Raw genomic sequence first — 23,032 nt, 5'->3', positions numbered from 1 at the left:
GGGTAGCCGGACCGCCTACACCATGGTCAAGACCATGCCCGGGTCCGAGAGAATGGCGCCCACATCGGCCAGGAAGCGCGAGCCCTGCTCCCCGTCCACCAGGCGGTGATCGAAGGACAGGCTCAGGGACATGACCTGGCGGACGGCAAGTTCGTCGTTATGCACCCACGGGGCCTTCCGCACTGCGCCGAGGGCGATGATCGCCGCCTCCCCCGGGTTGAGGATCGGAGTGCCGGCATCGATCCCGAAGACACCGATGTTGGTGATCGAGATGGTGCCGCCGGAGAGGTCCTCCGGCGTGGTCTTGCCCGCGCGGGCGGTATCCGTGAGCTCCGACAGGGCCGCGGAAAGCTCCAACAGGCTCATCGTGTCCGCGTCCTTGATATTAGGGACCGTCAGCCCGCGCGGCGTTGCCGCAGCGATGCCCAGGTTCACGTAATTGAACTGGACGATCTCCTGCGCGGCGTCGTCCCAACGCGAGTTGAGCGTGGGGTTGCGCTTCAGGGCGATGAGCACCGCCTTGGCCGCCAGGGTGAGCGGGGTGAGCTTGTAGCCGGCAAACGCACGGTTCGATTTGAGCCGCTCCAGCAATTCCATGGCAGCGGTGACGTCCACGGTCAGGAACTCCGTGACATGAGGTGCCGTGAAGGCGCTCTGCACCATGGCCGCTGCGGTGTACTTCCGGACGCCCTTGATCGGCGTGCGGATTTCCCGTTCCCCTGCCGGGCGGACGGCTGCCGGAGCCGCTCCCTCAGTCGAGCCGGCGGCAAAGCGCTGCACGTCCTCGCGGGTGATCAGCCCGCGCTCGCCCGTGCCGGGAACCCTTGTGAGGTCGACGCCGAGATCCCGCGCCAGCTTCCGCACCGGCGGCGTGGAGCGCGGACGTTCGCCCGTGGTTTCCGGAGCGGGAACGACGGCGGCGGGTGCTGCCTGCGCGGCGGCGGCTTCCGCGGGGTGTGCCTCCTGGGGCGCGGCTGCCGGAGTCGCGAAGGTGCGTGCCTTGCGTGCGGGGCGTCCGCCTTTTTCGACGGCCGCGCCGTATCCCACCAGGGTGGCTTCGCGCTTCGGTTCGTCGGCCCCGGCCGCACCGCCCGGAGCGGCACCTTCACCGGAAGGCGCGGCACCGGCGTCGTCCACTTCAAAGGAGACGATCGGCTTGCCGACCTCGACGACGCTGCCCGGCTGTTCGTGCAGGGCCGCCACCGTACCGGCGAACGGCGAGGGCAGCTCCACCACTGCCTTGGCGGTTTCCACCTCGGCGATCACTTGGTTCAGTTCCACGGTGTCGCCGACGGACACCCGCCAGCTGAGGATTTCGGACTCCGTGAGCCCTTCGCCGAGGTCCGGCAGACGGAATTCCTTGATCATGGCGGGGCTCATCCTTCCAGTCCGCTCAGGGAGTTCGGCCGGCCGAGGGCGCGGTCCACGCCGTCCAGGATGCGGTCCAGGTCCGGCAGATGGTGCGATTCGAGCTTGGAGTACGGGTACGGAACGTCGAAACCGGTGACCCGGACGGGCGCGGCCTCGAGGTAGTGGAAGCACCGTTCGGTGATGCTGGCTGCGATCTCCGCGCCCAGGCCGCCGGACTGCCCGGCTTCATGGGTGATGACGAGCCGTCCGGTCTTGCGCACGGAGGCCTCCACGGTGGCGTAGTCCACCGGAGACAGCGAGCGGAGGTCCACCACCTCGATGGACACGCCCTCATCGGAGGCGGCCAGGGCGGCGTCGAGCGCGGTTTTCACGAGCGGGCCGTAGGCCACCAAGGTGACGTCGGCGCCCACGGCGGCCACGCGTGCGCTGCCCATCGGGAACGCCTGGGCCAGCGGGGCGGCTTCATCCACCTCGCCTTTGTCGTGATAGCGGCGCTTCGGCTCGAAGTAGAGCACGGGATCATCAGAGGCGATGGCCTGCTGGATCATCGTGTACGCGTCCTGCGGGTTGGACACGCTGATGACGCGCAGCCCGGAGGTGTGCGTGAAGTAGGCCTCCGGCGATTCGGAATGATGCTCGGGGGAACCGATGCCGCCGCCGAACGGCACGCGGATGGTGATGGGCATCTTCACCTTGCCCTGCGTGCGGTAGTGCATCTTGGCCACCTGGGACACGATCTGGTCGAAGGCCGGGTAGATGAAGCCGTCGAACTGGATCTCGCACACCGGCCGGTACCCGCGGTACGCCAGGCCCACGGCCGTGCCGATGATGCCGGATTCGGCCAGGGGCGTGTCCACGACGCGGTGCTTGCCGAAGTCCTTCTGCAGGCCGTCGGTCACGCGGAAGACGCCGCCCAGGTTGCCGATGTCCTCGCCCATGAGGATGACCTTGGGGTCGGATTCGAGGGATTTGCGAAGCCCGGCGTTGATGGCGCGGGCGAAAGTCAACTGGCTCATCAGAGGGCACCTTCCTGGGCGGATCCGCTGAAGCTTTCGAGGTAGCGGGCGTAGTGGTCCTTCTGGCGTTCCAGCCAGGAATTCTCTTCGGCGTACACGTGCTTGAAGACGTCCATCGCGGCAGGTTCGGGCATGTTGATGGTGCCGCTGCGAAGCTCCGCGGCCACCTCGTCCGCCTTTGCCTTGACGCGGGTTTCCAATTGTTCGTCCAGCAGGCCCTTGCGTTCCAGCAGCGCCTTGAGCCGGGCGATCGGGTCCTTCGCGGCCCAGTCTTCGAGCTCATTGGCGTCGCGGTAGCGAGTGGGATCGTCCGCCGTCGTGTGCGGTCCCATGCGGTAGGTGACTGCTTCGATGAAGGTGGGTCCGCCGCCCTTGCGGGCACGGTCCAAGGCAACGCGGGTGGCGGCCAGGACAGCCAGTACGTCGTTACCGTCCACGCGGATGGCGGGGATGCCGAAACCGGCGGCGCGGTCCGCGAGCTGTACGTGGGACTGGAGCGTCACCGGCTCGGAGATGGCCCAGTGGTTGTTCTGGCAAATGAACACCACCGGCGCCTGGAAACTGGCCGCGAAGACCAAAGCCTCACTGACATCGCCTTCGCTGGTGGCGCCGTCGCCGAAGTAACCCACGGACACGGAATCGGCGCCGTCATGCTGGATGCCCATGGCATAACCGGTGGCGTGCAGTGCCTGCGAGCCGATCATGATCTGCTGCGTGGCCATGTTGTAGCGGTACGGGTCCCAGCCGAACAGGGCGTTTCCGCGCCAGGCCTTCACCATGTCCGGGGCAGCCACCCCGCGGCAGTAGGCCACGCCGCTTTCGCGGTAGGTGGGGAAAACAAAGTCGTCACTGCGAAACGCACGCCCCGAACCGACCTGGGCGGCTTCCTGGCCGAGCAGCGGCGGCCAGAGTGCCAGCTCGCCCTGCCGCTGCAGCGCCGTGGCCTCGGTGTCGATGCGGCGGACCACCACCATGTCCTCGTACAGGGAGCACAGTTGCTCGTCGCTGACATCGCTGATCCACAGATCGAATTCCGGATGGCTGATCCGCTCCCCGGAGGGGGACAGCAACTGGACCAGGTCTCCCCCGGTCCGGCGTGGATTCGTCACACTCTTCGCGGGTTCCGGAGCCTTGCGGTCCCGGCCGGCTTCGTCCGTCAACACTGTTGATCGCACCTTTCGGCTTGTTCTGTTTTGCGGTTGCCACGGGGGACTTTTGGTCCTGCGGGCAGCAGCGGCCCGGGCCCCTTCGCCCGGATAATTGTGACCCTACTCACAATGCTCATTGGGTACAACCACCGCCACGGATTCTGAGCATAATGCCCTAACGCGGCCATCATCACCGTGCTAATGTTGCGCAGTATGCAAGCTTTGGATGGCACAGACACCCGGCTGCTCTCGGCCATGGCGAAGGATCCGCGGGGCACCGTGGTGGCCTTGGCACAGAAGCTCGGCTTGTCCAGGAACACAGTCCAGGCCAGGATGGCCCAGCTCGAGAAGAAGCACGCTTTCCTGTCGTTTGAGCGGCGCATCAATCCGACAGCCCTCGGCTACCCGCTCCTCGCCTTCATTTCGGTCCATGTCCAGCAGCAGAAGCTGGGCCGGCTGGCAGAGGAACTCGCCGAAATCCCCGAAATCCTCGAAGGGCACGGCCTGACCGGTTCGGCCGATCTGCTGCTGCGCGTGGTGGCCCTCGATGCCGAGGACCTCTTCCGCATCAACGGCAAAATCCTGGCGTGCGACGGCGTTGAACGCACCGATACCGCCTTGGCCATGCAGGAGATGATCCCGTTCCGGATGCAGCCGCTGCTGCGCAAAACCGGCGGCTGACCGGGCCTTTCCCCCGCCACCGCCGTTTGCCCCGCCGCCCCGGAATGCGGTTTGATTCAAACGGACCGCCGGGGCGAACCGCGGTTCAAGGCATTGGCGGCGCAGGCGGCCGGAAAGGCGAACCATCGTGAGCACTCCCCAGGACCCACAACTGCCCCCGCGGAACCCCGACGGCACTCCAGTGCCACCGCCCCCGGCCGCTCCCCCGCAGTTCGGAGGACCCCAGTTCGGAGCGCCACAGTTCGGAGGGCCCCAGTTCGGACCGCCGCAGCAGGGCCAGCCCGGGTATGGCCAGCCTCCCTACGGACAGCCGACCCCGCCCCAGTATGGACAGCCGGGCCAGCAGCCTTACGGCCAGACCCCGCATGGTCAGCCGCCGCATGGTCAGACCCAGTACAGCCAGCCTCCTTACGGCCAGCAACAGTACGACGGCGGCCAGTACGGCCAGCAGTTCGGCCAGCCTGCCGCTCCGGCACCGAAAAACCGCAAGACCTTGTGGATCCTGCTCGGCGTGATTGCCGCCGTGCTGGTGCTGGTCGTAGTCGGCGTCATCCTGTTGGTCGGCCTGGTGGGCAATGCCACCAACAAGGCCAAGGGCCAGGCCGAGGAGTTCACCAAGCTCCTGGTGAACGGCGAAACCGAGGAAGCCTACGACCGCTTCCTCTCGGACGCCTTGAAGGCGGACCTCACCAAGGCCAGCTTCGTCCGCGGCATCAACGGCCTGGACCTGGACAGTGACTGCAAGGCTGCCTTCAACTCGGTCGAGGCCCAGTCGAACAACGGCAGCAATGAAGCCGAGGTGTCCGGCACCTTGGATTGCAGCGGCCGGATCATCGAGCTCCGTTACGGCTTCGTGGGCAGCGAGCTGAAGATGGATGCCATCCGGGTGAAACCCCGCAAATAGCCACAGCCAACACGCCGAAGCCCTCCTGCAGCTGACTGCAGGAGGGCTTCGGCGTTTCCGATAGCAGGACTATCAGGAGAGGCTCAGTGGTCCACCGCTTTCTCGGCACCGACGCCGGTAAGCGAGCGGACTTCCATCTCCGCCTGCTTGGCGGCGTCCTCCTTGCGCTTGTCCAGGACCGTTCCAAGCCAACCGAGGAAGAAGGCGAGCGGGATGGACACGATGCCGGGGTTGCTCAGCGGGAAGATCGCGAAGTTCGCGCCTTGGATCATGGAGGTCTTGGCTCCGGAGACAACGGGCGAGAACGCAATCAGGATGATCGCCGAGGCAAGGCCGCCGTACATGCTCCATACCGCGCCTTGGGTGGTGAACTTCCGCCAGAACAGCGAGTACACGATCGTGGGCAGGTTCGCCGAGGCGGCCACGGCGAAGGCGAGCGCCACCAGGAAGGCAACGTTCTGGCCGTTGGCGAAGATGCCGCCCAGGATCGCCAGGACGCCGATCACCACCACGGTGCGCCGGGCCACCTTGACCTCGGTACCGGCGTCGGCCTGGCCCTTGGCGATCACGTTCGCGTAGATGTCATGCGCGAAGGAGGCCGCGGCGGTGATGGTCAGGCCGGCCACCACGGCGAGGATCGTGGCGAAGGCGACCGCGGAGATGAAGCCCAGCAGCAGCGGGCCGCCCAGGTGGAAGGCCAGCAGCGGGGCGGCGGAGTTGACGCCGCCGGGAGCGCCCTTGATGGTGTCCGCACCGACCAGCGCTGCGGCACCGTAGCCGAGCACCAGGGTGAACAGGTAGAACAGGCCGATCAGCCAGATGGACCAGACCACGGACTTGCGGGCTTCCTTGGCCGTGGGCACGGTGTAGAAGCGCATCAGCACGTGCGGCAGGGCTGCGGTGCCGAGGACCAACGCCAGGCCCAGGGACATGAAGTCCAGCTTGGTGGTTTCGCTCTTGCCGTATTGCAGGCCGGGGTTGAGGACGTTGGGGTTGTTGGCGGCTTCGGCGGCGGAGCCGAGCAGGTTCGACAGGTTGAAGCCGTAAATGGAGAGCACCCACAGGGTCATGACGGCAGCGCCGCAGATCAGCAGGACTGCCTTGATGATCTGCACCCAGGTGGTGCCCTTCATGCCGCCGATCAGCACGTACATGATCATGAGGGCGCCGACGACGATGATCACCAATGCTTGTCCACCCCAGTCGCTGATGCCCAGCAGGAGCGAGATGAGGCTGCCGGCGCCGGCCATCTGGGCGAGCAGGTAGAAGAAGCAGACAGCGAGTGTGGACAGGGCCGCGGCGATGCGGACCGGCCGCTGACGAAGCCGGAAGGACAGCACATCGGCCATCGTGAACTTACCGGTGTTGCGCAGCAGCTCGGCCACCAGGAGCAGCGCTACGAGCCAGGCCACCAGGAAGCCGATGGAGTACAGGAAGCCGTCGTAGCCGTTGATGGCGATGGCACCGGTGATGCCGAGGAACGATGCCGCCGAAAGGTAGTCGCCGGCGATAGCTGTGCCGTTCTGCGATCCGGTGAAGGAACGGCCGGCGGCGTAGTAGTCGGCGGCCGTCTTGTTGTTCCGGCTGGCACGGAAGACGATCACCATGGTGACCAAGACGAACAGGGCGAAGATGCCCATGTTCAGCAGGGTGGTGTCCTTCAGCGCGGCCACGTTGACCGCGGGAACCGAGGCGAAAACCGTGGCGCTCACTGGCGGACCCCCTTGACCGGCTGGCCGTGCGTATCGAATTCGTGGCCTTCGATTTCGTTGCGGATCTCCGCGGCGATCGGATCAAGCCGGCGGTTGGAGTAGCTCACATACCAGGCCGTGATCCCGAAGGTGGTGGCGAACTGGAGCAGGCCGAGCACCAGGCCCACGTTGATGTTGCCCCACAGCTTGGTGGACATGAATCCCACGGCGTAGTCGGCCAGCAGCACGTAGCCGAAGTACCACAGCAGGAAGGCGACGGCCATCGGGAAGACGAAACTGCGGTGCCGCCGGCGCAGTTCGCGGAATTGTTCGGTTTGCTGCACTTGCTGGAAATCCACGGACTGCGTTGCGTCCGCCGGCTGGGCCTCATTACCCATGGTTTCCTCCTGGATTGACGTCTCCACAACGGGTCCCGCCATCGGGTCGTGTGATTGGAATCACTATTCAACGGAGGAGGCGGGCCTTCCAGAGTTACGCGCCGCGGCGTCGCCCAACGGGCACGATGGTGCGGTGAACGGCATCGCCGCAGTGCCCCGGCGGGCCGGGCCGCACGGTTCGCTACTCTTGCTCCATGCCCGATTCCCCGCTCCTGACCGCCGCCGCGATCGCCGTCATCGTCCTGGCGGTGGCGGCCGCGGTCGGCGTCGGCCTCATGGTGATCCGCTCCTTCCGGGACCTGGGCACGGACGCCGAGCGGGCCACCTACAAGACCCTGCACGCGGCGTCGCGGGCCGGCGCCCACCTGCGCACGGGGCTGCAGCCGGCGGGCGCGGCGAAGGCCAGCCGGCAACTCCGCCTGCTGCTGGGCTGCGACGCCCTCGCGATCACCGACGTGGACACGGTGCTGGCCTGGGACGGTGCCGCGGAGGAACTGAAGCCGCAGCTGATGGCCCTGGCCGCGCCGGTGCTTGCGGACGGCAGGACCGTGCTGCTGGACGCGTCGCCGTCGCTGAAGGCCGTCATCGCCCCGATCCGGGCGGACAACCGGGTGGCGGGCTGCGTTGCCGCGCTCGCCCCGCACGCCGGTGCCGGCTTGGTGCGCGCCACCAGCGAACTGGCCGGGTGGGTGGCCACCCAGGTGGAGCTCGCCGAGCTGGATGCCTCCCGCACGCTCCTGATGGAGGCCGAGGTCCGTGCGCTCCGGGCACAGATCAGCCCGCATTTCATTTACAACTCGCTCAACGCGATCGCCTCGTTCATCAACACCGATCCGGCCCGCGCCCGTGAACTGGTGGTGGAGTTCGCCGATTTCACCCGCTACTCCTTCCGGCGGCACGGCGACTTCACCACGCTGGCCGAGGAACTGCGCAGCATCGACCGCTACCTGCTCCTGGAACGGGCCCGCTTCGGCGAGCGCGTGCAGGTCAACCTGCAGATCGCTCCCGAGGTCCTGAGCACCGTCATTCCGTTCCTGAGCCTGCAGCCCCTGGTGGAGAACGCGGTGCGGCACGGACTGGAAGCCAAGGAAGGGCCCGGGCATATCACCATCCGCGCCTACGATTCCGGCGCGTACGCGGAAGTCACGGTGGAGGACGACGGCGTCGGGATGGACCCGGAACACCTGCGTTCCGTGCTGGCCGGCCATGCCGACGGCGAACACGTGGGCCTGCGCAACGTGGACGCACGGCTGCGCCAGGTGTACGGCGACGAGCACGGCCTGGTCATCGAAACCGCTCCCGGCGAAGGAACGCTGATCACCCTGCGGGTGCCCAAATCCCAGCCGAAGCACGATGCCTGATCGCCGTTTCCGGAGGGTTAAGCTGCTGTCATGATCAACGTCCTCGTCGCCGACGACGAGCTCCCCGCTGTTGAAGAACTCGCCTTCCTGCTGGGCAAGGATGAGCGGGTGGGCACCATCCACCGCGCCTCCTCCGGTTCCGAAGCCCTTCGCGTGCTCGAAAACGAAGCCGTGGACGTCGCGTTCCTGGACATCCACATGCCCGCCCTCTCCGGCCTGGACATCGCCCGGGCCATTTCGCGCATTCCGGTACCGCCCGCCGTCGTGTTCGTCACCGCGGACGAAGACTGTGCGCTGGAGGCCTTCGAACTGGCCGCCGTCGACTACTTGCTCAAGCCTGTGCGTGCCGAAAGGCTCGCCCGCTCGCTCGGACGGGTCAGCGAGCTGATCCGCGACGGCAACACGGCCCCGGAGATGATCACCGTGGACCAAGGCGGCACCACCCGGATGATCCGGCGCGACGACGTCAGCTACGTCCAGGCCCAAGGCGACTACGCCCGCCTCCACACTGCCGACTCCAGCTACCTCATCCGGGTCCCGTTGAGCGACCTCGAGCAGCAATGGGCCGAGGCCGGGTTCATCCGCATCCACCGCTCCTACTTGATCTCCCTGAACCATGTGGAGCACCTGAAACTCGGTGCCGCGCATCCCAGCGTCACGGTGGCCGGTGCCGGGCTGCCGATCAGCCGCCGGCACCTGCCCTCGGTCAGGGACAAGCTCGAAGCCACTCGGATTCGGCCGCAGGGATGACCAGGGTCCGTGTCACCGCCCCGCAGTCCGCCGGACGGCGCCCGGGCGGGTACCTCTCCGGCAGGGACGGCTTCGCGGGCGGGCGCGATGCCGCCGTCGACTCCGAGGTCGGCCGCCTGTATGTCCGTTCGCTGATCCGGTCCCAGCTGCGCCTGGCGATCGTGGTGGCGGCCGGATTCCTCCTGGTGCTGGCGGCATGCGGGCTCATGGTGGCCCTGGTCCCGGACCTGGCGCGGCTGAGGCTGCTGGGCATCCCGGTGAACTGGCTGATCCTGGGGGCCGGGCTGTATCCGGTGATCGGGCTGGCCGCCTGGCTCTACAACCGTTCCGCCGCCCGGAATGAGGCCCGGTACCGGGAGCTGGTGGACGAACGGTGAGCCCCCCGGTCGGCCTCGCGGCGTTCCTCGTGGTGGTGATCGCGACGGCGGTCGTCGGCTTCTACGGGCTGCGCATCTCGCGCACCACCGGCGATTTCTATGTCGCCTCCCGCACGGTCCCGCCGTGGTGGAACGCGTCCGCGATCGGCGGCGAGTACCTGTCCGCGGCGAGCTTCCTGGGCGTCGCCGGCCTGATCCTGCTCTCCGGCACGGACGCCCTCTGGTTCCCGGTGGGCTACACGGCCGGCTACCTGATGCTGCTGCTGTTCGTGGCCGCTCCCCTGCGCCGTTCCGGCGCCTACACCATTCCGGACTTCACCGAGGCCCGCCTGGAATCCAAAGCCGTGCGCCGGGTGACCAGCCTGGTGGTGGTGGCGGTGGGCTGGCTGTACATCGTGCCGCAGTTGCACGGTGCGGGGCTCACCATCCGGATCAGCACAGGACTGCCGTCCTGGGTGGGGGCGTTGGCGGTGGTCGTGGTGGTGTACCTGACGGTGGCTGCCGGCGGCATGCGATCCATCACCTTCGTCCAGGCCTTCCAGTACTGGCTCAAGCTCACGGCCCTCGCCGTCCCGGTGGTCTTCCTGCTCCTGCACCAGAGCGGCGGGACGGCCATCCCGGTTCCGGAAGCCGTGAATCCAACAGGGCTGCCCGCGGCCGGCGGCTACCAGACCGTCTCGCTTCTGGTGGCGCTGCTTTTTGGAACGCTGGGCCTGCCCCATGTGCTGGTCCGCTTCTACACCAACCCGGACGGCCGTTCTGCACGGCGGACCACCCTGATCGTGCTGGGCCTGCTGTCCGTCTTCTATTTGTTCCCGACGGCGGCCGGGCTGCTGGGGCGCATGTACGCCCCCGAGCTTGCCCGTGGCGGCCGCTCGGACGCCCTCGTGCTGCTGTTGCCGGGAGAGCTGGTGGGCGGCACCGTCGGAGAGCTCCTTTCGGCTTTGGTGGTGGCCGGCGCCTTCGCAGCGTTCCTGTCCACCACGTCCGGGCTCATGGTGTCGCTGGCCGGCGTCATCAGCCAGGACCTCCTGGGCGGCAACGTCCGCGGCTTCCGCATCGCGGCCCTGCTGGCCGCCGTCGTCCCCTTGGTTTTCGCCCTGGTGACGGACTCGCTGGGCCTGGCCGGAAGCGTGGGCCTGGTGTTCGCGTTCACGGCCTCGACCATCTGCCCGGTGCTGCTCCTGGGCATCTGGTGGCGGGGCCTGAGCGACGCGGGCGCGATCGCCGGGATGCTCACCGGCGCCGTGCTATGCGGCGGCGCCATGGTGGCGGCCACGCTGTTGGGCAGCGGCACCGCGCCGGCCTGGCTCGCCCAGCCCGCGGCCTGGACGGTTCCTGCGGCGTTCGCCGTCATGGTCCTGGTGTCCTTGGCCACCAGGCAGCGGATTCCCGGCACGGTCACCCGGGTCATGACCCGCCTGCACGTTCCGGAGCGTCCGCTCGCGGACGGACGCTAGGAAACCCTCGCGGGCGGCGTCCGGAAGGCGGACAATAGCGGCATGTCCCCCAGGGATGAAGCAGCCCCCGACGGCGACGCCGGAGTTCCGCCGTCAGCTACGCCGGCCGCGGTGCGCGCCCAGCTCCTCGCCACCGAGCACTGGAGCCTGCTGGCCTCGCGCAGCACCACGCAGGGCGAAGTGCTGACCCGGATCAGCATGTTCCTCACGTTCACCTCGGCGAGCCTGCTCAGCGCGGCGCTCGTGGGCCAGGCAACCAGGTTTTCCGACACCTTCATCACCTTCGGCATCGTGGTGCTGTGCATCGACCTGGCGATCGGCCTGCTCACCCAGATCCGGGTCATGAACGTGGGCATGGAGGACCTGATGTACGTCATCGCGATGAACCGGCTCCGCGCGGCGTACGTCGAGCTCGACCCCGGCCTGGCCCGGTACCTGATGGCCGAATACCATGACGACGAAGCCGGCTCCATGAAGACCTATGACTTCCTGGGCGGCAGTACGACGTTCCGGCATGTCGCCGGGAGCAGCATGACGTTCATCACCGCGGTCAATGCCGCCCTCATCGCCTTGCTGCTGGGGACGGTGCTCGTCCTTCCGGGCGTCCCCTTGCCGTTGGCGATACCGTTGGCCGCAGTCGGCGGCCTGGCGTTCGCCGGGTGGTCGCTGGCACAGGGTTACCGCAGGTACAGCGCCACGTGGCGGAACTTCACGCCCCTGTCCCCCACGCCGCCGGAAGGCGCTTAGTCGATGGCGGCCATCAGCTCGACCACGCGGTCCAGGAACGCATCCACCTGGGCTTCTTCGTAGCCTTCGGGGCCCTTGGCCGCACGGAAGGCAGCGCGCCGGACGTTGTCCACGCTCAACGGCTGGTCCTGTTCGAGGTAGCCGATCAGCTGTTCGCAGAGGGCATCGACGTCGGCCACATCGTAGCTGCGGACCCGCTTCTTCTCGGGGCGGCGGAACCGCTGCCCCGCGGGCCGGTGCAGGCGGGCCCGCAACACGCCGGACAGCCGGCCGATCTGGCGCAGCCAGGCTTCTTCGCCTTCGGCCTCGATCAGTTCGTCCCGCTCGCGGCGGGCAAAGGCATCCTCCAGCCGGTCCAGGGCCGCGTCCACCACAGCGGCGTCATACCCGCCCTTCACCGCGTCGAAGGCAACGGTGCGGACATCCTTGCTGCCCATCTTCACCTCAGCGGCCGCGGGGTCCTCGAAGGACACCCGGGCCCGCTGGAAGAACTGGTCCACCTGCTTGGCGTTGTACCCGTACTTGTTGCGTTCCACGCGCTCGAAGGCCGCGGGAATCTGGCGACGAACATCCATTGCCACTGTTGTCCCTCCGGATTGTTGTCAGGCGCCGCTCAGCAGCGCGAAAAGAATGAACGCCACCGGGGCGGCAAAAACGATCGAGTCCAGTCGGTCCATGACGCCGCCATGCCCGGGCAGGATGCTGCTCATGTCCTTGACCCCGAGCTCGCGCTTGACCATGGATTCGGCGAGGTCGCCGGCGGTGGCAGCGGCGACCATTCCGACCGCGAGCACCACCCCCACCCACCACGGGCGGCCCAGGAGGAAAATGCTGGCCAGGATACCGATCAGCATGGCCCCGCCCACGGAGCCGGCGAAGCCTTCCCAGCTCTTCTTCGGGCTGATCTTCGGCGCCATCGGGTGCTTGCCGTACAGGGCGCCCACGAGATAGCCGAAAGTATCGTTCGAAACGACCAGGAGCAGCATGACGGCGATCTGCCAGGCACCCTCGGGGATCTGGCCACCCGGCCAAGGCCCCGCCGTCGTCGCTCCTCCGGTGGCGTGCAGCGGAAGCACGGCGAAGCTGATCAGGAACGGCACCCAGGCGAGCGTGAAGACGCCGGCGAAGATGCTGCGCGGGGCGCCCGCAGCGCTCTCCAGGGATCGCCACAGCAGAACGGCGCCGCAGCTGAGCAGGAACGCGAAGAGCAGGCTCTCAAGTCCGCCGAAATATGCGGCAAAGGGCATGGCGACCGTGCCGGTCAGGACCGGCACGACGGGCAGCCGGGTTCCGCCGTGGGCGTCCAGCGCCCGGAAGATCTCCCAGACGCCGAGCGCCGCGAACGCGGTTGTGACCAGCACGAAGCCCAGCGGCAGGAACAGCAACCCGCCCAGGACCATCACCAACAGGAAAAGCCCGACGCCGATGGCCGCCGGGAGGTTCCGGCCTGCCTTCGGCGTCGGGTTGCCGCTTTTCCGCCTGGCGCGGGAGGTACCGTGCGCGGGCGCTGGCTCAGCCTGGCTCATCAGACCTCGAGGAGCTCGGCTTCCTTGCGCTTGAGCAGTTCGTCGATGGCATCGACGTGTGCCTTGGTGATGCCGTCCAGTTCCTTCTCGGCGCGCGAGCCTTCGTCCTCGCCGGCTTCGCCGTCCTTGACGAGCTTGTCCAGGGAGTCCTTGGCCTTGCGGCGGATGCTGCGGATGGAGACCTTGGCGTCTTCGCCCTTGCCCTTGACGATCTTGACGTATTCCTTGCGGCGTTCCTGGGTCAGCTCGGGGATGACCACGCGGATCACGTTGCCGTCGTTGGACGGGTTGGCGCCCACCTCGGAATCGCTCAGCGCCTTTTCGATGTCCCGCAGGGCGGTCTTGTCGTAAGGGGTGATCAGGATGGTGCGGGCGTCCGGCACAGCGAAGGAGGCCAGCTGCTGCAGCGGCGTCGGGGTGCCGTAGTACTCCACGATCACCTTGCTGTAGAGGGCCGGGTTGGCACGACCGGTACGGACCGAAGCGAAGTCCTCCTTGGCTACCTCGACCGCCTTGTCCATCTTTTCCCCGGCTTCGAGCAAGGTTTCTTCGATCACGGTTTCTCCTCAGATGTAGTCGCATCCCGTTTCACCGGGTGCACAGTAAAGTCCGCCCCGGAGGGCGGATGGTCCTAAAGGTATCCTAGCCGTTGCTAGGGGGTGACGAGCGTTCCGAGCTTCTCGCCGAGGATCGCCCGGGTGACGTTGCCTTCGCCTTCCATGCCGAAGACCACCATGGAGAGCTTGTTGTCCTTGCACATGGTCATGGCGGTCTGGTCCATGACGCGGATGTCGCGGCGCAGGGCGTCATCGTAGCTGAGCGTCTCCAGCTTTTCGGCGGAGGGGTCCTTCTTGGGGTCGGCGGTGTAGACGCCGTCCACGCCGCTCTTGGCCATCAGCACGACGTCGGCACGCACCTCGAGTGCGCGCTGCGCGGCAACGGTGTCGGTGGAGAAGTACGGCAGGCCGGCGCCGGCACCGAAGATCACCACGCGGTCCTTTTCCATGTGGCGGATGGCGCGGCGCGGGATGTAGGCCTCGGCCACCTGCGCCATGGAGATCGCGGACTGGACGCGGGTGTCCACGCCGGCCTGCTCCAGGAAGTCCTGCAGGGCCAGGCTGTTCATCACGGTGCCGAGCATGCCCATGTAGTCGGCGCGGGAGCGGTCCATGCCGCTCTGCGAGAGTTCGGCGCCGCGGAAGAAGTTGCCGCCACCGACCACGACGGCGATTTCCACCTGGGAGACGGCTGCCGCGATCTGCTTGGCGATGGAGCGGATGGTCTCAGGGTCCACACCGAGCTTGCCGCCGCCGAAGACCTCACCGGACAGCTTCAGGAGTACGCGGCGCTTGGTCTTCTCGGGCTGGGTTGCTGTGTTCTCGGATTCCATGATGCCTTCCCGTTGGTGGACTCTGGCTAGATTATCTTGCTGGGTGCCGGGGCAGAAAGCGGCCCGGCGGGCGCAGGCGGCTTGCTTGCCGCATGCTGCGAGGCGCATGCAAAAGGGGCGGCCACCGAAGTGACCACCCCTTTGTTGCGTGCGACTAGTTGCCGACGCGGAAACGTGCGACGGCGGTTGCCTTGACGCCGGCCTCTTCGAGGACCTGGGCAACGGTCTTCTTGGAGTCCTTGGCGAATGCCTGGTCCAGGAGGACTTCACCCTTGTAGAAGCCGGTCACGCGGCCTTCCACGATCTTCGGCAGGGCGGCTTCCGGCTTGCCTTCGGCCTTGGCGGTCTCTTCGGCGATGCGGCGCTCGGACTCGACCAGCTCAGCCGGAACATCTTCGCGGGTGAGGTAGTTCGGGGCCATGGCGGCAACGTGGACGGCGACGTCGTGTGCGGCGGTGGCAGCGGCTTCGCCTTCACCGTCGACAGCGAACAGGACGCCGACCTGGGCCGGGAGGTCCTTGGAGGTCTTGTGCAGGTAAGCGTCAACCGTGGCGCCTTCGATGCGGGCGATGCGGCGGACGGCGACCTTCTCGCCGAGAACGGCGCCTTCTTCGACGACGACCTCGGACAGCGGCTTGCCGTCGACGTCGACTGCCAGGAGGGTTTCGAGGTCGGCAGCGCCGGACTCGACAGCCACGGCCAGGACCTTGTCGGCCAGCTGGATGAACTTGTCAGCCTTGGCAACGAAGTCGGTTTCGCAGTTGACTTCGACCATCACGCCGACGTTGCCGGTGACCTTGGCGGCAACCAGGCCTTCAGCGGTGGCGCGGCCTTCACGCTTCGTAGCGCCCTTGAGGCCCTTGATGCGGATGATTTCAATGGCCTTCTCGGCGTCGCCGTTGGCTTCGTCAAGAGCCTTCTTGACATCCATCATGCCGGCGCCGGTGCGCTCGCGCAGGGCCTTGATGTCTGCAGCAGTGTAGTTCGCCATGTGAACCCCTCTGTCTAGAAATTTATGTGTTTACGGACTGACAGGACGGCAGCCCGACTGGCGGGCCACCATCCTGTCAGTAGCTCCCGATGCCTTTGGGGGCTACGGGAAAGTCCGGATTTACTTTGCTTCTTCGCCGGCAGCGGCTTCGGCAGCCGGTGCCTCTTCAGCAGCAGCGGCTTCAGCCTTGCTGCCTTCGAGGAGCTCGCGCTCCCACTCAGCCAGCGGCTCTTCCGGAGCTTCTGCAGCACCGGTAGCGCGCTGGTTGCGGGCGATAAGGCCCTCTGCGACAGCGTCGGCAACAACGCGGGTCAGCAGGTTCACGGAGCGGATGGCGTCGTCGTTGCCCGGGATCGGGAAGTCGACTTCGTCGGGATCGCAGTTGGTGTCCAGGATGGCAACAACCGGGATGCCGAGCTTCTTGGCTTCGTCAACGGCGAGGTGTTCCTTCTTGGTGTCGACAACCCAGAGCAGGGACGGGGTCTTGCTCAGGTTGCGGATACCGCCGAGGTTGGCCTCGAGCTTGGTCAGTTCGCGCTTGAGGAGCAGGAGTTCCTTCTTGGTGTAGCCGGAGCCGGCGACATCCTCGAAGTTGATCTCTTCCAGTTCCTTCATGCGCTGGATGCGCTTGGCAACGGTGGAGAAGTTGGTGAGCATACCGCCCAGCCAGCGCTGGTTGACGTAGGGCTGGCCAACGCGGGTGGCCTGCTCTGCGATTGCTTCCTGGGCCTGCTTCTTGGTGCCGACGAACAGCACGGTGCCGCCGTGGGCCACAGTGGCCTTGACGAACTCGAAAGCGCGGTCGATGTAGGACAGCGACTGCTGCAGGTCGATGATGTAGATGCCGTTGCGCTCGGTGAAGATGAAGCGCTTCATCTTCGGGTTCCAACGACGGGTCTGGTGTCCAAAGTGGACGCCGCTGTCAAGCAGCTGGCGCATGGTTACGACGGGCATGCCGACGCTCCTTCCGGCAGGTCATTCATGAGAGAGCCTCGCGGGCTGCTCTTACCCTGCCACTAGTTGACGGTTGATTAGCGGGCCCGGACGGGCCCTAACTCCTGGCATCCCTTGCACCCCTCATCCGGACGATGACGCCGGACCGCAAGAGGCACAATCCTCCGCAGCATGGATCCACCAGGGATCTGGAATTGGAGGGCTGGATACGCGTAGTCAGCTTGAGGCCCCCGCGCGGCTGAATGAGCCACGATCCTGAAACAGCTTGAGGGCACGGCAAACTGCACTCCCAAGTGTACTACAGCCGCCGCCTTCCACCGTGCGCCCTTCGCGTGCCTGCCGCATCGGAAAAAGACCCCACGGTTTTCCACATACGGACGTTGACGGCTACCAGCAGGCCGCCCGGGAACCGGACGCTGGTGGGCATGAAACTCAAGTCCTTCATGATCGCATTGTTGCTCGCCGGAACGCTCGCCGCTCCGGCCGGCGCGGCACCGGCGGCGCCCGCTTCGGAGGTGTCCGTCCGGCCGTCCTGGAGTTGGCCGCTCTCCCCCACGCCCGCCGTCGTGCGGCCCTTTGATCCGCCGCCCAAGCCATGGCTGAGCGGGCACCGCGGCGTGGATCTGCAGGCAGCCGCCGACGGCGTTTCCGTCACCTCGCCTGCCGACGGCGTGGTGTCCTTCGTGGGCGTGGTGGTGGACCGCCCGGTGATCACGATCGACCACGGGGACGGGCTGCGGAGCAGCTTTGAACCGGTGCGCAGCGGGCTCCGCCAAGGCTCCGCCGTAACGAAAGGCCAGGAGATCGGTGTCCTGTTGCCCGGCCATTGCGGACAGCTGCCGTGCGTGCACTGGGGCGTGCGGCGCGGCGAGGAGTACGTCGATCCCCTGGCCTTCGTGATGGACCTGCGGCCGTCGGTATTGCTCCCGCTCAGGGGCCCCTGAGGCCCCGGCGGTCTAGACGATGGCCGAGATGCCGGTGATGGCGCGGCCGGTGACGAGGGTGTTGATCTCGTAGGTGCCTTCGTAGGAATAGATCGCCTCGGCGTCGGCGAAGATCTTGGCCATCTCGTAGTCGGTGACGATGCCGTTGCCGCCCAGGAGGCTCCGGCCGATGGCCACGCTTTCCCGCATGCGGTCCGTGGTGAAGGCCTTGGCCAGGGCCGATTGCTCGTCCTTGGCCGCACCGGCGTCTTCGAGCTGCGCCAGGCGGACCATCATGCCCATGGAGCTGACGGCGTTGCCGAGGATCTGCACCAGCTGCTGCTGGACCAGCTGGAAGGAAGCCAGCGGGCGGCCGAACTGCATCCGCTCAACGGCGTAACGGCGGGCGACGTCGAAAGCGGCGAGCTGCTGGCCGACAGCCTGCCAGGCGACCGCCAGGCGGGTGACTTTAAGGACCTTGTTGGTGTCGCGGAAGCTGTTGCCGTTGGCCAGCTTGAAGAAGTCCGGAACCACCACGTTGTCCAGGACGATGTCGGCGTTCTGGACGGTGCGCAGGGAGATCTTGTTTTCGATCTTGCTCGCCGAATAACCCGGGAGCTTCGTGTCCACGAGGAAGGCCTTCACCTGGTTGTCGGCGACGTCACGGGCGTAGATGACCACCCAGTCGGAGAAGGTGGCGTTGCCGATCCAGCGCTTGGCGCCGTTGAGGATCCAGGTGTCGCCGTCGCGCTGCGCCGTGGCCCTGGTGCCGCCGGCCACATCGGAGCCGCCGAGCGGTTCAGTCAGGCCGAAGGCGCCGATCTTCTTCATGGCGTAGATGTCCGGCAGCCAGGCGTCCTGCTGCTCCTGCGAGGCCAGGGCTTCGATCGAGCCGGTGAAGAGTCCGTCGTGAACGCCCATGAAGGTGGCGATCGAGGTGTCGGCCCGGGTGACCTCGGCATGCACCAAGCCGGCGAAGAGGTTCGAGAAGCCTTGGCGGCGCACCGGGCTCACCAGGTCGATCTCGGCGAGCTTGGGAATCAGCTCCATCGGGAACTCGCCGCGGTTCCAGCAGTCGACGGCGATCGGCTTGACCTCGCGGGCCAGGAAGTCACGGATTTCGGAGAGCCGGTCCCGCTCCTTTTCGGTAAGCAGCTGCTCGAAACCGTAGAAGTCGCCGTCGGCGTAAGGAAGGTTGTCTGGATCGATGGCGGTCGTCTTGGACATGCGGGCTCCTCCATTGGTGCGGCGCAAGTTCCCGGCGCCTTCGGGCAGCCGGAGCTACTTGACGGTAAGTTACTGATGAGTAACATACCGCATCGGCCGGGACAAAGAAAGAACCCCCGGAGATCGATTGATCTCCGGGGGTTCCGTGGATGTAGGGCTACTCGGACTTGAACCGAGGACCTTAGGATTATGAGTCCCGCGCTCTAACCAGCTGAGCTATAGCCCCGTGACGGCGCCAGGCCGCTGCTGACCAGCGGGCTTCGGGCCGAAAGCACCCTAGCAATACTAGTAGCTAACCGTGGTGCCGTGTGCGTCACCGGCAGGCAGCCGCGGCTAGACCACCTTGTCTTCGTAGGACGCCCCGCGGTAGAGGTCCTCGAAGGTCTGCAGGGTGCCTTGGATGCTGTGCGGCTCCACCATGGAGCGGCTGGCCTTGCCCATCGCCTCGAGTTCCGCTTTGGGCAAGCGGACCAGCTCGGCGATGCGGGCGGCCAGTTCGCTGCTGTTTCCGGGCGTGAACAAGTAGCCGTTCTCGCCGTCGCGCACCAAGTGCGGCAGGGCCATGGCGTTGGCAAGCAGCACCGGAGTTGAGGCGGACATGGCCTCGAGCGTCACGAGGGACTGGAGCTCGGCGGTGCCGGGCATGCAGAAGATGTCGGCCTGGATGTAGGCCTTGCGGAGGTCCTCGTCGCTGGCCAGGCCCAGGAACTTCACGCGGCCCTGCAGGCCAAGGCGCGCCACCTGGGCTTCAAGTGCGGGGCGCACCTCTCCCCCGCCCACGATTTCCAGGTGGACATTCAGTTCTGACGGGGTCTTGGCAATGGCGTCGATCAGCACGTCCACGTGCTTCTCCTCGGCCAGGCGGCCGGCGAAGAGGACCGTGGGGTGCTCATGGGGCTCGATGGTTTCGCCCGGCTGCAGTTCATACGCTGCGGAATCAATGCCGTTGGACAGCGGCAGCACCTTGCGCAGGAAGGCGTGCTCGTGCATCGCCTTGGCGGCCAGCGGAGTGGGCGTGGTGACGACGTCGGCCTGGCCCATGACCTTGCCCATGTCCTTCCACGAGATGCGGCCGATGATGTCCTTGAACCACTGCGGGAACGGCAGGAAGGGGTTCAGGTTCTCCGGCATGAAATGGTTGGTGGCCACGATCCGCACGCCGCGCTTCACGGCCTCGTACAGGACGTGTTCGCCGATCATGTAGTGGCTCTGGATGTGCACGACGTCGGGCTGGACCTTGTCGAACAGCAGGCTGATTTCCTTCTTGATCTCCCAGGGGAAGCAGATCCGGAAGTACTCGTGCGTGGGAACGCCGTGCGAGCGGAGGCGGTGCACCGTGGCTTCGCTGCGGAATTCGGTGAAGCTCTTTCCCTTGTCCTGCCGGCAGGCCAGCACATGGACGTTGTGGCCGCGCCCCGTCATGCCCTTCGCGAGCCGGTACCCGAACTGTGCCGCACCGTTGACGTGCGGCGGATAGGTGTCAGCCGCGATCAGGATGGTGAGCGGTTTGCTGTTGCCGGGAATGGTCACGTGGAGAACTCCTGTTGGTCACGGTGTGAACACCACGGGAAGCTGTGCCTCGCGGTGCCTTCGCCGCATGCGCCGCCGGAATGTGGCGGTGCAGTGGTGAAGCTTGCCCTAGGCTTTCCGAGCGGCGGCCGCTTTGGCGTCCCGTTTCCGCTTGGTGACTTCCGGATGGTGCCGGCTCAGGGCAATAACCCCCACGATAGCAAGGAGAGCAGCCGCAGCCATGGCGATTGCGGTCACGGCGTGGACATCGGGACGAAGCTCACCAAGAATGGCGATTCCGATGGCGATTCCCACGATCGGATCGATCACCGTGAGGCCCGCGATGACCAGGTCAGGAGGCCCGCTGGAGTACGCACTCTGCACGAACCAGGAGCCCAGGCCGCCCGCGGCCGCGATGGCCACCACGGAGTAGGGCGAGACATTCAGCAGGAACTGGCCGTTGGGGTCCAGCAGGTGCTTGCCGATGATCCGGGTCAACACCGCCACGAAGCCGAACAGCACGCCGGCGCCGAGGATGTAGACGAAGGCGCTCATGCGGTGCTTGAACAGCACCGCCAGCGTCCCGAAGATGGCCACGGCCAGTGCCAGCAGCAGCACGATGGTCAGCTCGTCCTCGCCGCTGACGTGGTGGTTCTCCTGGGTGACAAAGACCGCCAGGAGCACAAAGAGCGCAGAACCGGTGACACAGGCGGCGATCGCCACCACGGTACCCCGGTTGATGGTGAGGCCCTGGTCCTTGGCGTTGACGATCGTGGTGATCACCAGCGCGATCGCGCCGATCGGCTGGACAACCGTCAGCGGTGCGCTGACGAGCGCGACGGCGTTCATCACCATTCCGGCGCACAACAGCAGGAGCCCCAGGACCCAGCGCGGGTTGCGCAGCAGCCGCAGGAAACCCTGCGAGCTGAGGGCAAGGCCGCCGGTGTCTGCCTTGACCGCGCTGCCTTGGCGCTGGGCGCCAATGGCAAGGCAGAAGGCGCCGAGCACAGCGAGAAGTACGGCGAACCAGACCATCAGCCGCGACCGCCGTCGTTCTTGCCGTTCTGCTCCCGCAGCTCACGGCCCTTGCGGCGGATGGCCCAGAAGTAGTTCCACGCTGCGATCCAGTGCCCCGCAAGGCCGAGGCCCAGGCAGATCCAGGCCGCCACGAAGCTGGCGTCCGCCAGCGGGAAGGACAGCTTGGAGAGCAGCAGCAACGGCGTGCCCAGCAGCAGGAAAGCCGTGCGGATCTTGCCGATCCGGCTGACCGGGAGGTCGGGGTGGTTGCGGAAGTAGAACAGCGACACGGAGCCGAGGACGACGTCCGGCACCACGAGCGCGGCGAGGTACCACCATTCGACGACGCCGGCGATCACCAGGGTGACGGCAACCGCGATGAGCGCCAGGCGGTCGGCGGCGGGGTCGAGGATGCGGCCGAGCCGCGAGGTCTGGTTGAAGCGCCGGGCAACATAGCCGTCGATCCAATCGGTGCTGCCCATGATGGCCAGGACCAGGACGGCGTAGCCGTATTCGCGGGCACCGAGGACGAGCCAGACGAACAGGGGAACGCCCATGAAGCGCAGCACGGTCAGGACGTTGGGAACGGTGAAGACCAGATCGTGGTCGATCTGCGGCTGGCCCGGGCGGGCGCCGGCGCCGATGAACTTCATCTGTCCCCTTGAATTCCGTTGCCTGGCGTGGCGGTGTGGTGTGGTTACTTCTTGAACAGCTTGCGCAGGCCCACGATGAGGACCGCGGCAGAGGCGAAGAAGGCCAGGATTTCCTTCCAGCGCCCGGCGACCCGTTCACCCAATCCGTCCGGCAGTTTGCCGCTGAGCTCTTCGGCGAGCTTGCGGCCGTCGTCGAGCTTGTCATTGGCAAGGTCCTGGAAGAACTTGCCCTGGGTTTTGAAATCGAGTTCGGAGCCGAGCTGGTCGCGGACGCCTGCCAGGTGCTCGCGGCGCTGCTGCAGGCGGCGCAGCAGTTCGTCCTTGCTTGGCGCGGGCGGCTCTTCGCGCTTGCGGGCCTCTTCCTTGGCCGCTGCTTCTTCCTTGGCCTTGCGGGCGGCCTCTTCCTTGGCGGCTTTCGCAGCCTTGAAGGCTTCCGATCCTGGATCAAGGATGCTGGCGTCGAAGTCCGAACCCTCCTTCAGGATCCCGAGATCGTGCTTCAGCCCGCGGATGGTTTCCGCCGGCAGCAAGGGCTGAGCCTTCTTGAACTTGAGGAAGGCCACCAGCAGCCCAATGAGGATGATCAGCAGGAAGGCCGCGGATACCAGCAGCGCAGCGAGCCAGCCGGGCATGATCGTGGCCAGGCCCAGAATCGCCGCCACAACGAGCGCGATCACCAGCAGGGACAGGAACACGAGAGCCACGCCCACGAAGGCACCGGCCATGCCGAGCTTGACGCCCTTGTCCTTGAGTTCAAGCTTTGCAAGATTGATTTCGTCGTTGAGCTGCCGCGGCACCAGCCGGCCGGCAAGCTTCAGAGTCCTCGGCAGTGCCCCGATTCCAGGGCCCATTCCGGGCTTGCCCCTGTGACGTCCGCTCATCAGTTCCCCGCCTTACTGCTCTCTACGTATCCGTCTCCGGTACCAAACCCGAGCCCC

The 23,032-nt window shown here is 66.5% G+C and carries 24 protein-coding genes and 1 tRNA gene; 8 read left to right on the top strand and 17 right to left on the bottom strand.

The features are described from left to right. Window positions 1-15: 15 nt before the first annotated feature. Genes BIU82_RS18205 through pdhA form a run of 3 tightly spaced genes read right to left on the bottom strand, consistent with a single transcriptional unit; the run spans window position 16 to window position 3,496 of the window. Window positions 16-1,380 carry a dihydrolipoamide acetyltransferase family protein gene (locus tag BIU82_RS18205; RefSeq protein WP_070350871.1) on the bottom strand — a complete coding sequence of 455 codons (1,365 nt, stop codon included), beginning with the start codon at window positions 1,378-1,380 and terminating at the stop codon, window positions 16-18. Continuing rightward, window positions 1,377-2,387 carry an alpha-ketoacid dehydrogenase subunit beta gene (locus BIU82_RS18200; RefSeq protein WP_070350870.1) on the bottom strand — a complete coding sequence of 337 codons (1,011 nt, stop codon included), beginning with the start codon at window positions 2,385-2,387 and terminating at the stop codon, window positions 1,377-1,379. The genes BIU82_RS18205 and BIU82_RS18200 overlap by 4 nt, the downstream gene beginning before the upstream one ends. Beyond that, a complete protein-coding gene (gene pdhA, locus BIU82_RS18195) occupies window positions 2,387-3,496 on the bottom strand; it encodes a pyruvate dehydrogenase (acetyl-transferring) E1 component subunit alpha (protein ID WP_253182848.1) in 1,110 nt (369 codons plus the stop codon). The genes BIU82_RS18200 and pdhA overlap by 1 nt, the downstream gene beginning before the upstream one ends. Window positions 3,497-3,748: 252 nt before the next feature. Here pdhA and BIU82_RS18190 point away from each other — a divergent pair, with 252 nt between their 5' ends. After that, the gene (locus BIU82_RS18190; RefSeq protein WP_070350868.1) at window positions 3,749-4,216 is read left to right on the top strand and encodes an Lrp/AsnC family transcriptional regulator; all 468 of its coding nucleotides are present in this window, start codon (window positions 3,749-3,751) and stop codon (window positions 4,214-4,216) included. A 127-nt stretch (window positions 4,217-4,343) separates the two neighbouring features. Continuing rightward, the gene (locus tag BIU82_RS20240; RefSeq protein ID WP_074466466.1) at window positions 4,344-5,120 is read left to right on the top strand and encodes a hypothetical protein; all 777 of its coding nucleotides are present in this window, start codon (window positions 4,344-4,346) and stop codon (window positions 5,118-5,120) included. A gap of 83 nt (window positions 5,121-5,203) precedes the next feature. On the opposite strand, the gene BIU82_RS18180 is transcribed toward BIU82_RS20240, so the two are convergent. Then, on the bottom strand, window positions 5,204-6,760 hold the full coding sequence (locus BIU82_RS18180; RefSeq protein ID WP_070350947.1) for a sodium/solute symporter: 1,557 nt from the start codon (window positions 6,758-6,760) through the stop codon (window positions 5,204-5,206). A gap of 68 nt (window positions 6,761-6,828) precedes the next feature. Further along, window positions 6,829-7,209 (bottom strand): DUF485 domain-containing protein, encoded by a 381-nt coding sequence (locus BIU82_RS18175; protein ID WP_070350946.1) that lies wholly within the window; start codon window positions 7,207-7,209, stop codon window positions 6,829-6,831. Window positions 7,210-7,403: 194 nt separating this feature from the next. On the opposite strand from BIU82_RS18175, the gene BIU82_RS18170 reads away from it, so the two are divergent. From BIU82_RS18170 to BIU82_RS18150, 5 genes are read left to right on the top strand one after another with little or no spacing between them, the layout of a single operon-like run. After that, entirely contained in the window at window positions 7,404-8,570 is a 1,167-nt protein-coding gene (locus tag BIU82_RS18170; protein WP_070350867.1) for a histidine kinase, read from the top strand. 30 nt (window positions 8,571-8,600) lie between these two features. Then, complete coding sequence (locus BIU82_RS18165) at window positions 8,601-9,320, top strand: LytTR family DNA-binding domain-containing protein (RefSeq protein ID WP_070350866.1); 720 nt, start codon at window positions 8,601-8,603, stop codon at window positions 9,318-9,320. Next, on the top strand, window positions 9,317-9,697 hold the full coding sequence (locus tag BIU82_RS18160; RefSeq protein WP_070350865.1) for a hypothetical protein: 381 nt from the start codon (window positions 9,317-9,319) through the stop codon (window positions 9,695-9,697). The genes BIU82_RS18165 and BIU82_RS18160 overlap by 4 nt, the downstream gene beginning before the upstream one ends. Beyond that, window positions 9,694-11,157 carry a cation acetate symporter gene (locus tag BIU82_RS18155; RefSeq protein WP_070350864.1) on the top strand — a complete coding sequence of 488 codons (1,464 nt, stop codon included), beginning with the start codon at window positions 9,694-9,696 and terminating at the stop codon, window positions 11,155-11,157. Before BIU82_RS18160 ends, BIU82_RS18155 begins: the two co-directional genes overlap by 4 nt. 42 nt (window positions 11,158-11,199) lie before the next feature. Then, window positions 11,200-11,904 (top strand): hypothetical protein, encoded by a 705-nt coding sequence (locus BIU82_RS18150; protein WP_070350863.1) that lies wholly within the window; start codon window positions 11,200-11,202, stop codon window positions 11,902-11,904. On the opposite strand, the gene BIU82_RS18145 is transcribed toward BIU82_RS18150, so the two are convergent. From BIU82_RS18145 to rpsB, 6 genes are all read right to left on the bottom strand, one after another. Continuing rightward, window positions 11,901-12,485, bottom strand: a complete 585-nt coding sequence (locus tag BIU82_RS18145) for a DivIVA domain-containing protein (RefSeq protein ID WP_070350862.1) — start codon at window positions 12,483-12,485, stop codon at window positions 11,901-11,903. The genes BIU82_RS18150 and BIU82_RS18145 overlap by 4 nt on opposite strands. Window positions 12,486-12,506: 21 nt before the next feature. Beyond that, on the bottom strand, window positions 12,507-13,430 hold the full coding sequence (locus BIU82_RS18140; RefSeq protein ID WP_070350861.1) for a phosphatidate cytidylyltransferase: 924 nt from the start codon (window positions 13,428-13,430) through the stop codon (window positions 12,507-12,509). After that, window positions 13,430-13,987: a ribosome recycling factor gene (gene frr, locus BIU82_RS18135; RefSeq protein WP_070350860.1), complete on the bottom strand. Its 558-nt coding sequence runs from the start codon at window positions 13,985-13,987 to the stop codon at window positions 13,430-13,432. The genes BIU82_RS18140 and frr overlap by 1 nt, the downstream gene beginning before the upstream one ends. A 95-nt stretch (window positions 13,988-14,082) precedes the next feature. Then, a complete protein-coding gene (gene pyrH, locus BIU82_RS18130; protein WP_070350859.1) occupies window positions 14,083-14,820 on the bottom strand; it encodes a UMP kinase in 738 nt (245 codons plus the stop codon). A 154-nt stretch (window positions 14,821-14,974) separates the two neighbouring features. Beyond that, a complete protein-coding gene (gene tsf / locus BIU82_RS18125; RefSeq protein ID WP_070350858.1) occupies window positions 14,975-15,811 on the bottom strand; it encodes a translation elongation factor Ts in 837 nt (278 codons plus the stop codon). 120 nt (window positions 15,812-15,931) lie between these two features. Then, the gene (gene rpsB / locus BIU82_RS18120) at window positions 15,932-16,765 is read right to left on the bottom strand and encodes a 30S ribosomal protein S2 (RefSeq protein ID WP_070350857.1); all 834 of its coding nucleotides are present in this window, start codon (window positions 16,763-16,765) and stop codon (window positions 15,932-15,934) included. 425 nt (window positions 16,766-17,190) lie between these two features. Between rpsB and BIU82_RS18115 the strand changes: the two genes are divergently transcribed. After that, window positions 17,191-17,709: a M23 family metallopeptidase gene (locus tag BIU82_RS18115; RefSeq protein ID WP_074466464.1), complete on the top strand. Its 519-nt coding sequence runs from the start codon at window positions 17,191-17,193 to the stop codon at window positions 17,707-17,709. 12 nt (window positions 17,710-17,721) lie between these two features. Here BIU82_RS18115 and BIU82_RS18110 read toward each other — a convergent pair whose 3' ends face one another. The 6 genes from BIU82_RS18110 to BIU82_RS18085 all read right to left on the bottom strand — a co-directional run bounded on the left by BIU82_RS18110 (window position 17,722) and on the right by BIU82_RS18085 (window position 22,975). Then, a complete protein-coding gene (locus tag BIU82_RS18110; RefSeq protein ID WP_070350856.1) occupies window positions 17,722-18,915 on the bottom strand; it encodes an acyl-CoA dehydrogenase family protein in 1,194 nt (397 codons plus the stop codon). Between the two features lie 152 nt (window positions 18,916-19,067). Then, window positions 19,068-19,141: transfer RNA gene (locus BIU82_RS18105), tRNA-Ile, on the bottom strand. A gap of 107 nt (window positions 19,142-19,248) precedes the next feature. Then, complete coding sequence (locus BIU82_RS18100) at window positions 19,249-20,445, bottom strand: glycosyltransferase (RefSeq protein WP_070350855.1); 1,197 nt, start codon at window positions 20,443-20,445, stop codon at window positions 19,249-19,251. A 108-nt stretch (window positions 20,446-20,553) separates the two neighbouring features. After that, on the bottom strand, window positions 20,554-21,459 hold the full coding sequence (locus tag BIU82_RS18095) for a DMT family transporter (protein WP_070350854.1): 906 nt from the start codon (window positions 21,457-21,459) through the stop codon (window positions 20,554-20,556). Then, a complete protein-coding gene (locus tag BIU82_RS18090; RefSeq protein WP_070350853.1) occupies window positions 21,459-22,094 on the bottom strand; it encodes a CDP-alcohol phosphatidyltransferase family protein in 636 nt (211 codons plus the stop codon). Before BIU82_RS18090 ends, BIU82_RS18095 begins: the two co-directional genes overlap by 1 nt. Before the next feature lie 44 nt (window positions 22,095-22,138). Beyond that, a complete protein-coding gene (locus tag BIU82_RS18085) occupies window positions 22,139-22,975 on the bottom strand; it encodes a phage holin family protein (RefSeq protein ID WP_070350852.1) in 837 nt (278 codons plus the stop codon). Window positions 22,976-23,032: the final 57 nt, after the last annotated feature.

Source organism: Arthrobacter sp. SW1 (assembly GCF_001766675.1).
Classification (GTDB): Bacteria; Actinomycetota; Actinomycetes; order Actinomycetales; family Micrococcaceae; genus Arthrobacter.
The sequence above is the reverse complement of the archived record's forward strand: the minus strand, read 5'-3'. Positions and strand labels throughout refer to the sequence as shown.

Bases quoted from the DNA above. Each gene is read 5' to 3' on its own strand.
- BIU82_RS18095 (WP_070350854.1), bottom strand. From the start codon at position 21,459: ATGGTCTGGTTCGCCGTACTTCTCGCTGTGCTCGGCGCCTTCTGCCTT.
- BIU82_RS18160 (WP_070350865.1), top strand. From the start codon at position 9,317: ATGACCAGGGTCCGTGTCACCGCCCCGCAGTCCGCCGGACGGCGCCCG.
- BIU82_RS18110 (WP_070350856.1), bottom strand. From the start codon at position 18,915: ATGTCCAAGACGACCGCCATCGATCCAGACAACCTTCCTTACGCCGAC.
- BIU82_RS18085 (WP_070350852.1), bottom strand. From the start codon at position 22,975: ATGAGCGGACGTCACAGGGGCAAGCCCGGAATGGGCCCTGGAATCGGG.
- BIU82_RS18190 (WP_070350868.1), top strand. From the start codon at position 3,749: ATGCAAGCTTTGGATGGCACAGACACCCGGCTGCTCTCGGCCATGGCG.
- BIU82_RS18170 (WP_070350867.1), top strand. From the start codon at position 7,404: ATGCCCGATTCCCCGCTCCTGACCGCCGCCGCGATCGCCGTCATCGTC.
- BIU82_RS18205 (WP_070350871.1), bottom strand. From the start codon at position 1,380: ATGAGCCCCGCCATGATCAAGGAATTCCGTCTGCCGGACCTCGGCGAA.
- BIU82_RS18175 (WP_070350946.1), bottom strand. From the start codon at position 7,209: ATGGGTAATGAGGCCCAGCCGGCGGACGCAACGCAGTCCGTGGATTTC.
- BIU82_RS18090 (WP_070350853.1), bottom strand. From the start codon at position 22,094: ATGAAGTTCATCGGCGCCGGCGCCCGCCCGGGCCAGCCGCAGATCGAC.
- pyrH (WP_070350859.1), bottom strand. From the start codon at position 14,820: ATGGAATCCGAGAACACAGCAACCCAGCCCGAGAAGACCAAGCGCCGC.
- BIU82_RS18200 (WP_070350870.1), bottom strand. From the start codon at position 2,387: ATGAGCCAGTTGACTTTCGCCCGCGCCATCAACGCCGGGCTTCGCAAA.
- tsf (WP_070350858.1), bottom strand. From the start codon at position 15,811: ATGGCGAACTACACTGCTGCAGACATCAAGGCCCTGCGCGAGCGCACC.
- rpsB (WP_070350857.1), bottom strand. From the start codon at position 16,765: ATGCCCGTCGTAACCATGCGCCAGCTGCTTGACAGCGGCGTCCACTTT.
- BIU82_RS18150 (WP_070350863.1), top strand. From the start codon at position 11,200: ATGTCCCCCAGGGATGAAGCAGCCCCCGACGGCGACGCCGGAGTTCCG.
- BIU82_RS18180 (WP_070350947.1), bottom strand. From the start codon at position 6,760: ATGGGCATCTTCGCCCTGTTCGTCTTGGTCACCATGGTGATCGTCTTC.
- BIU82_RS18115 (WP_074466464.1), top strand. From the start codon at position 17,191: ATGAAACTCAAGTCCTTCATGATCGCATTGTTGCTCGCCGGAACGCTC.
- BIU82_RS18140 (WP_070350861.1), bottom strand. From the start codon at position 13,430: ATGAGCCAGGCTGAGCCAGCGCCCGCGCACGGTACCTCCCGCGCCAGG.
- BIU82_RS18165 (WP_070350866.1), top strand. From the start codon at position 8,601: ATGATCAACGTCCTCGTCGCCGACGACGAGCTCCCCGCTGTTGAAGAA.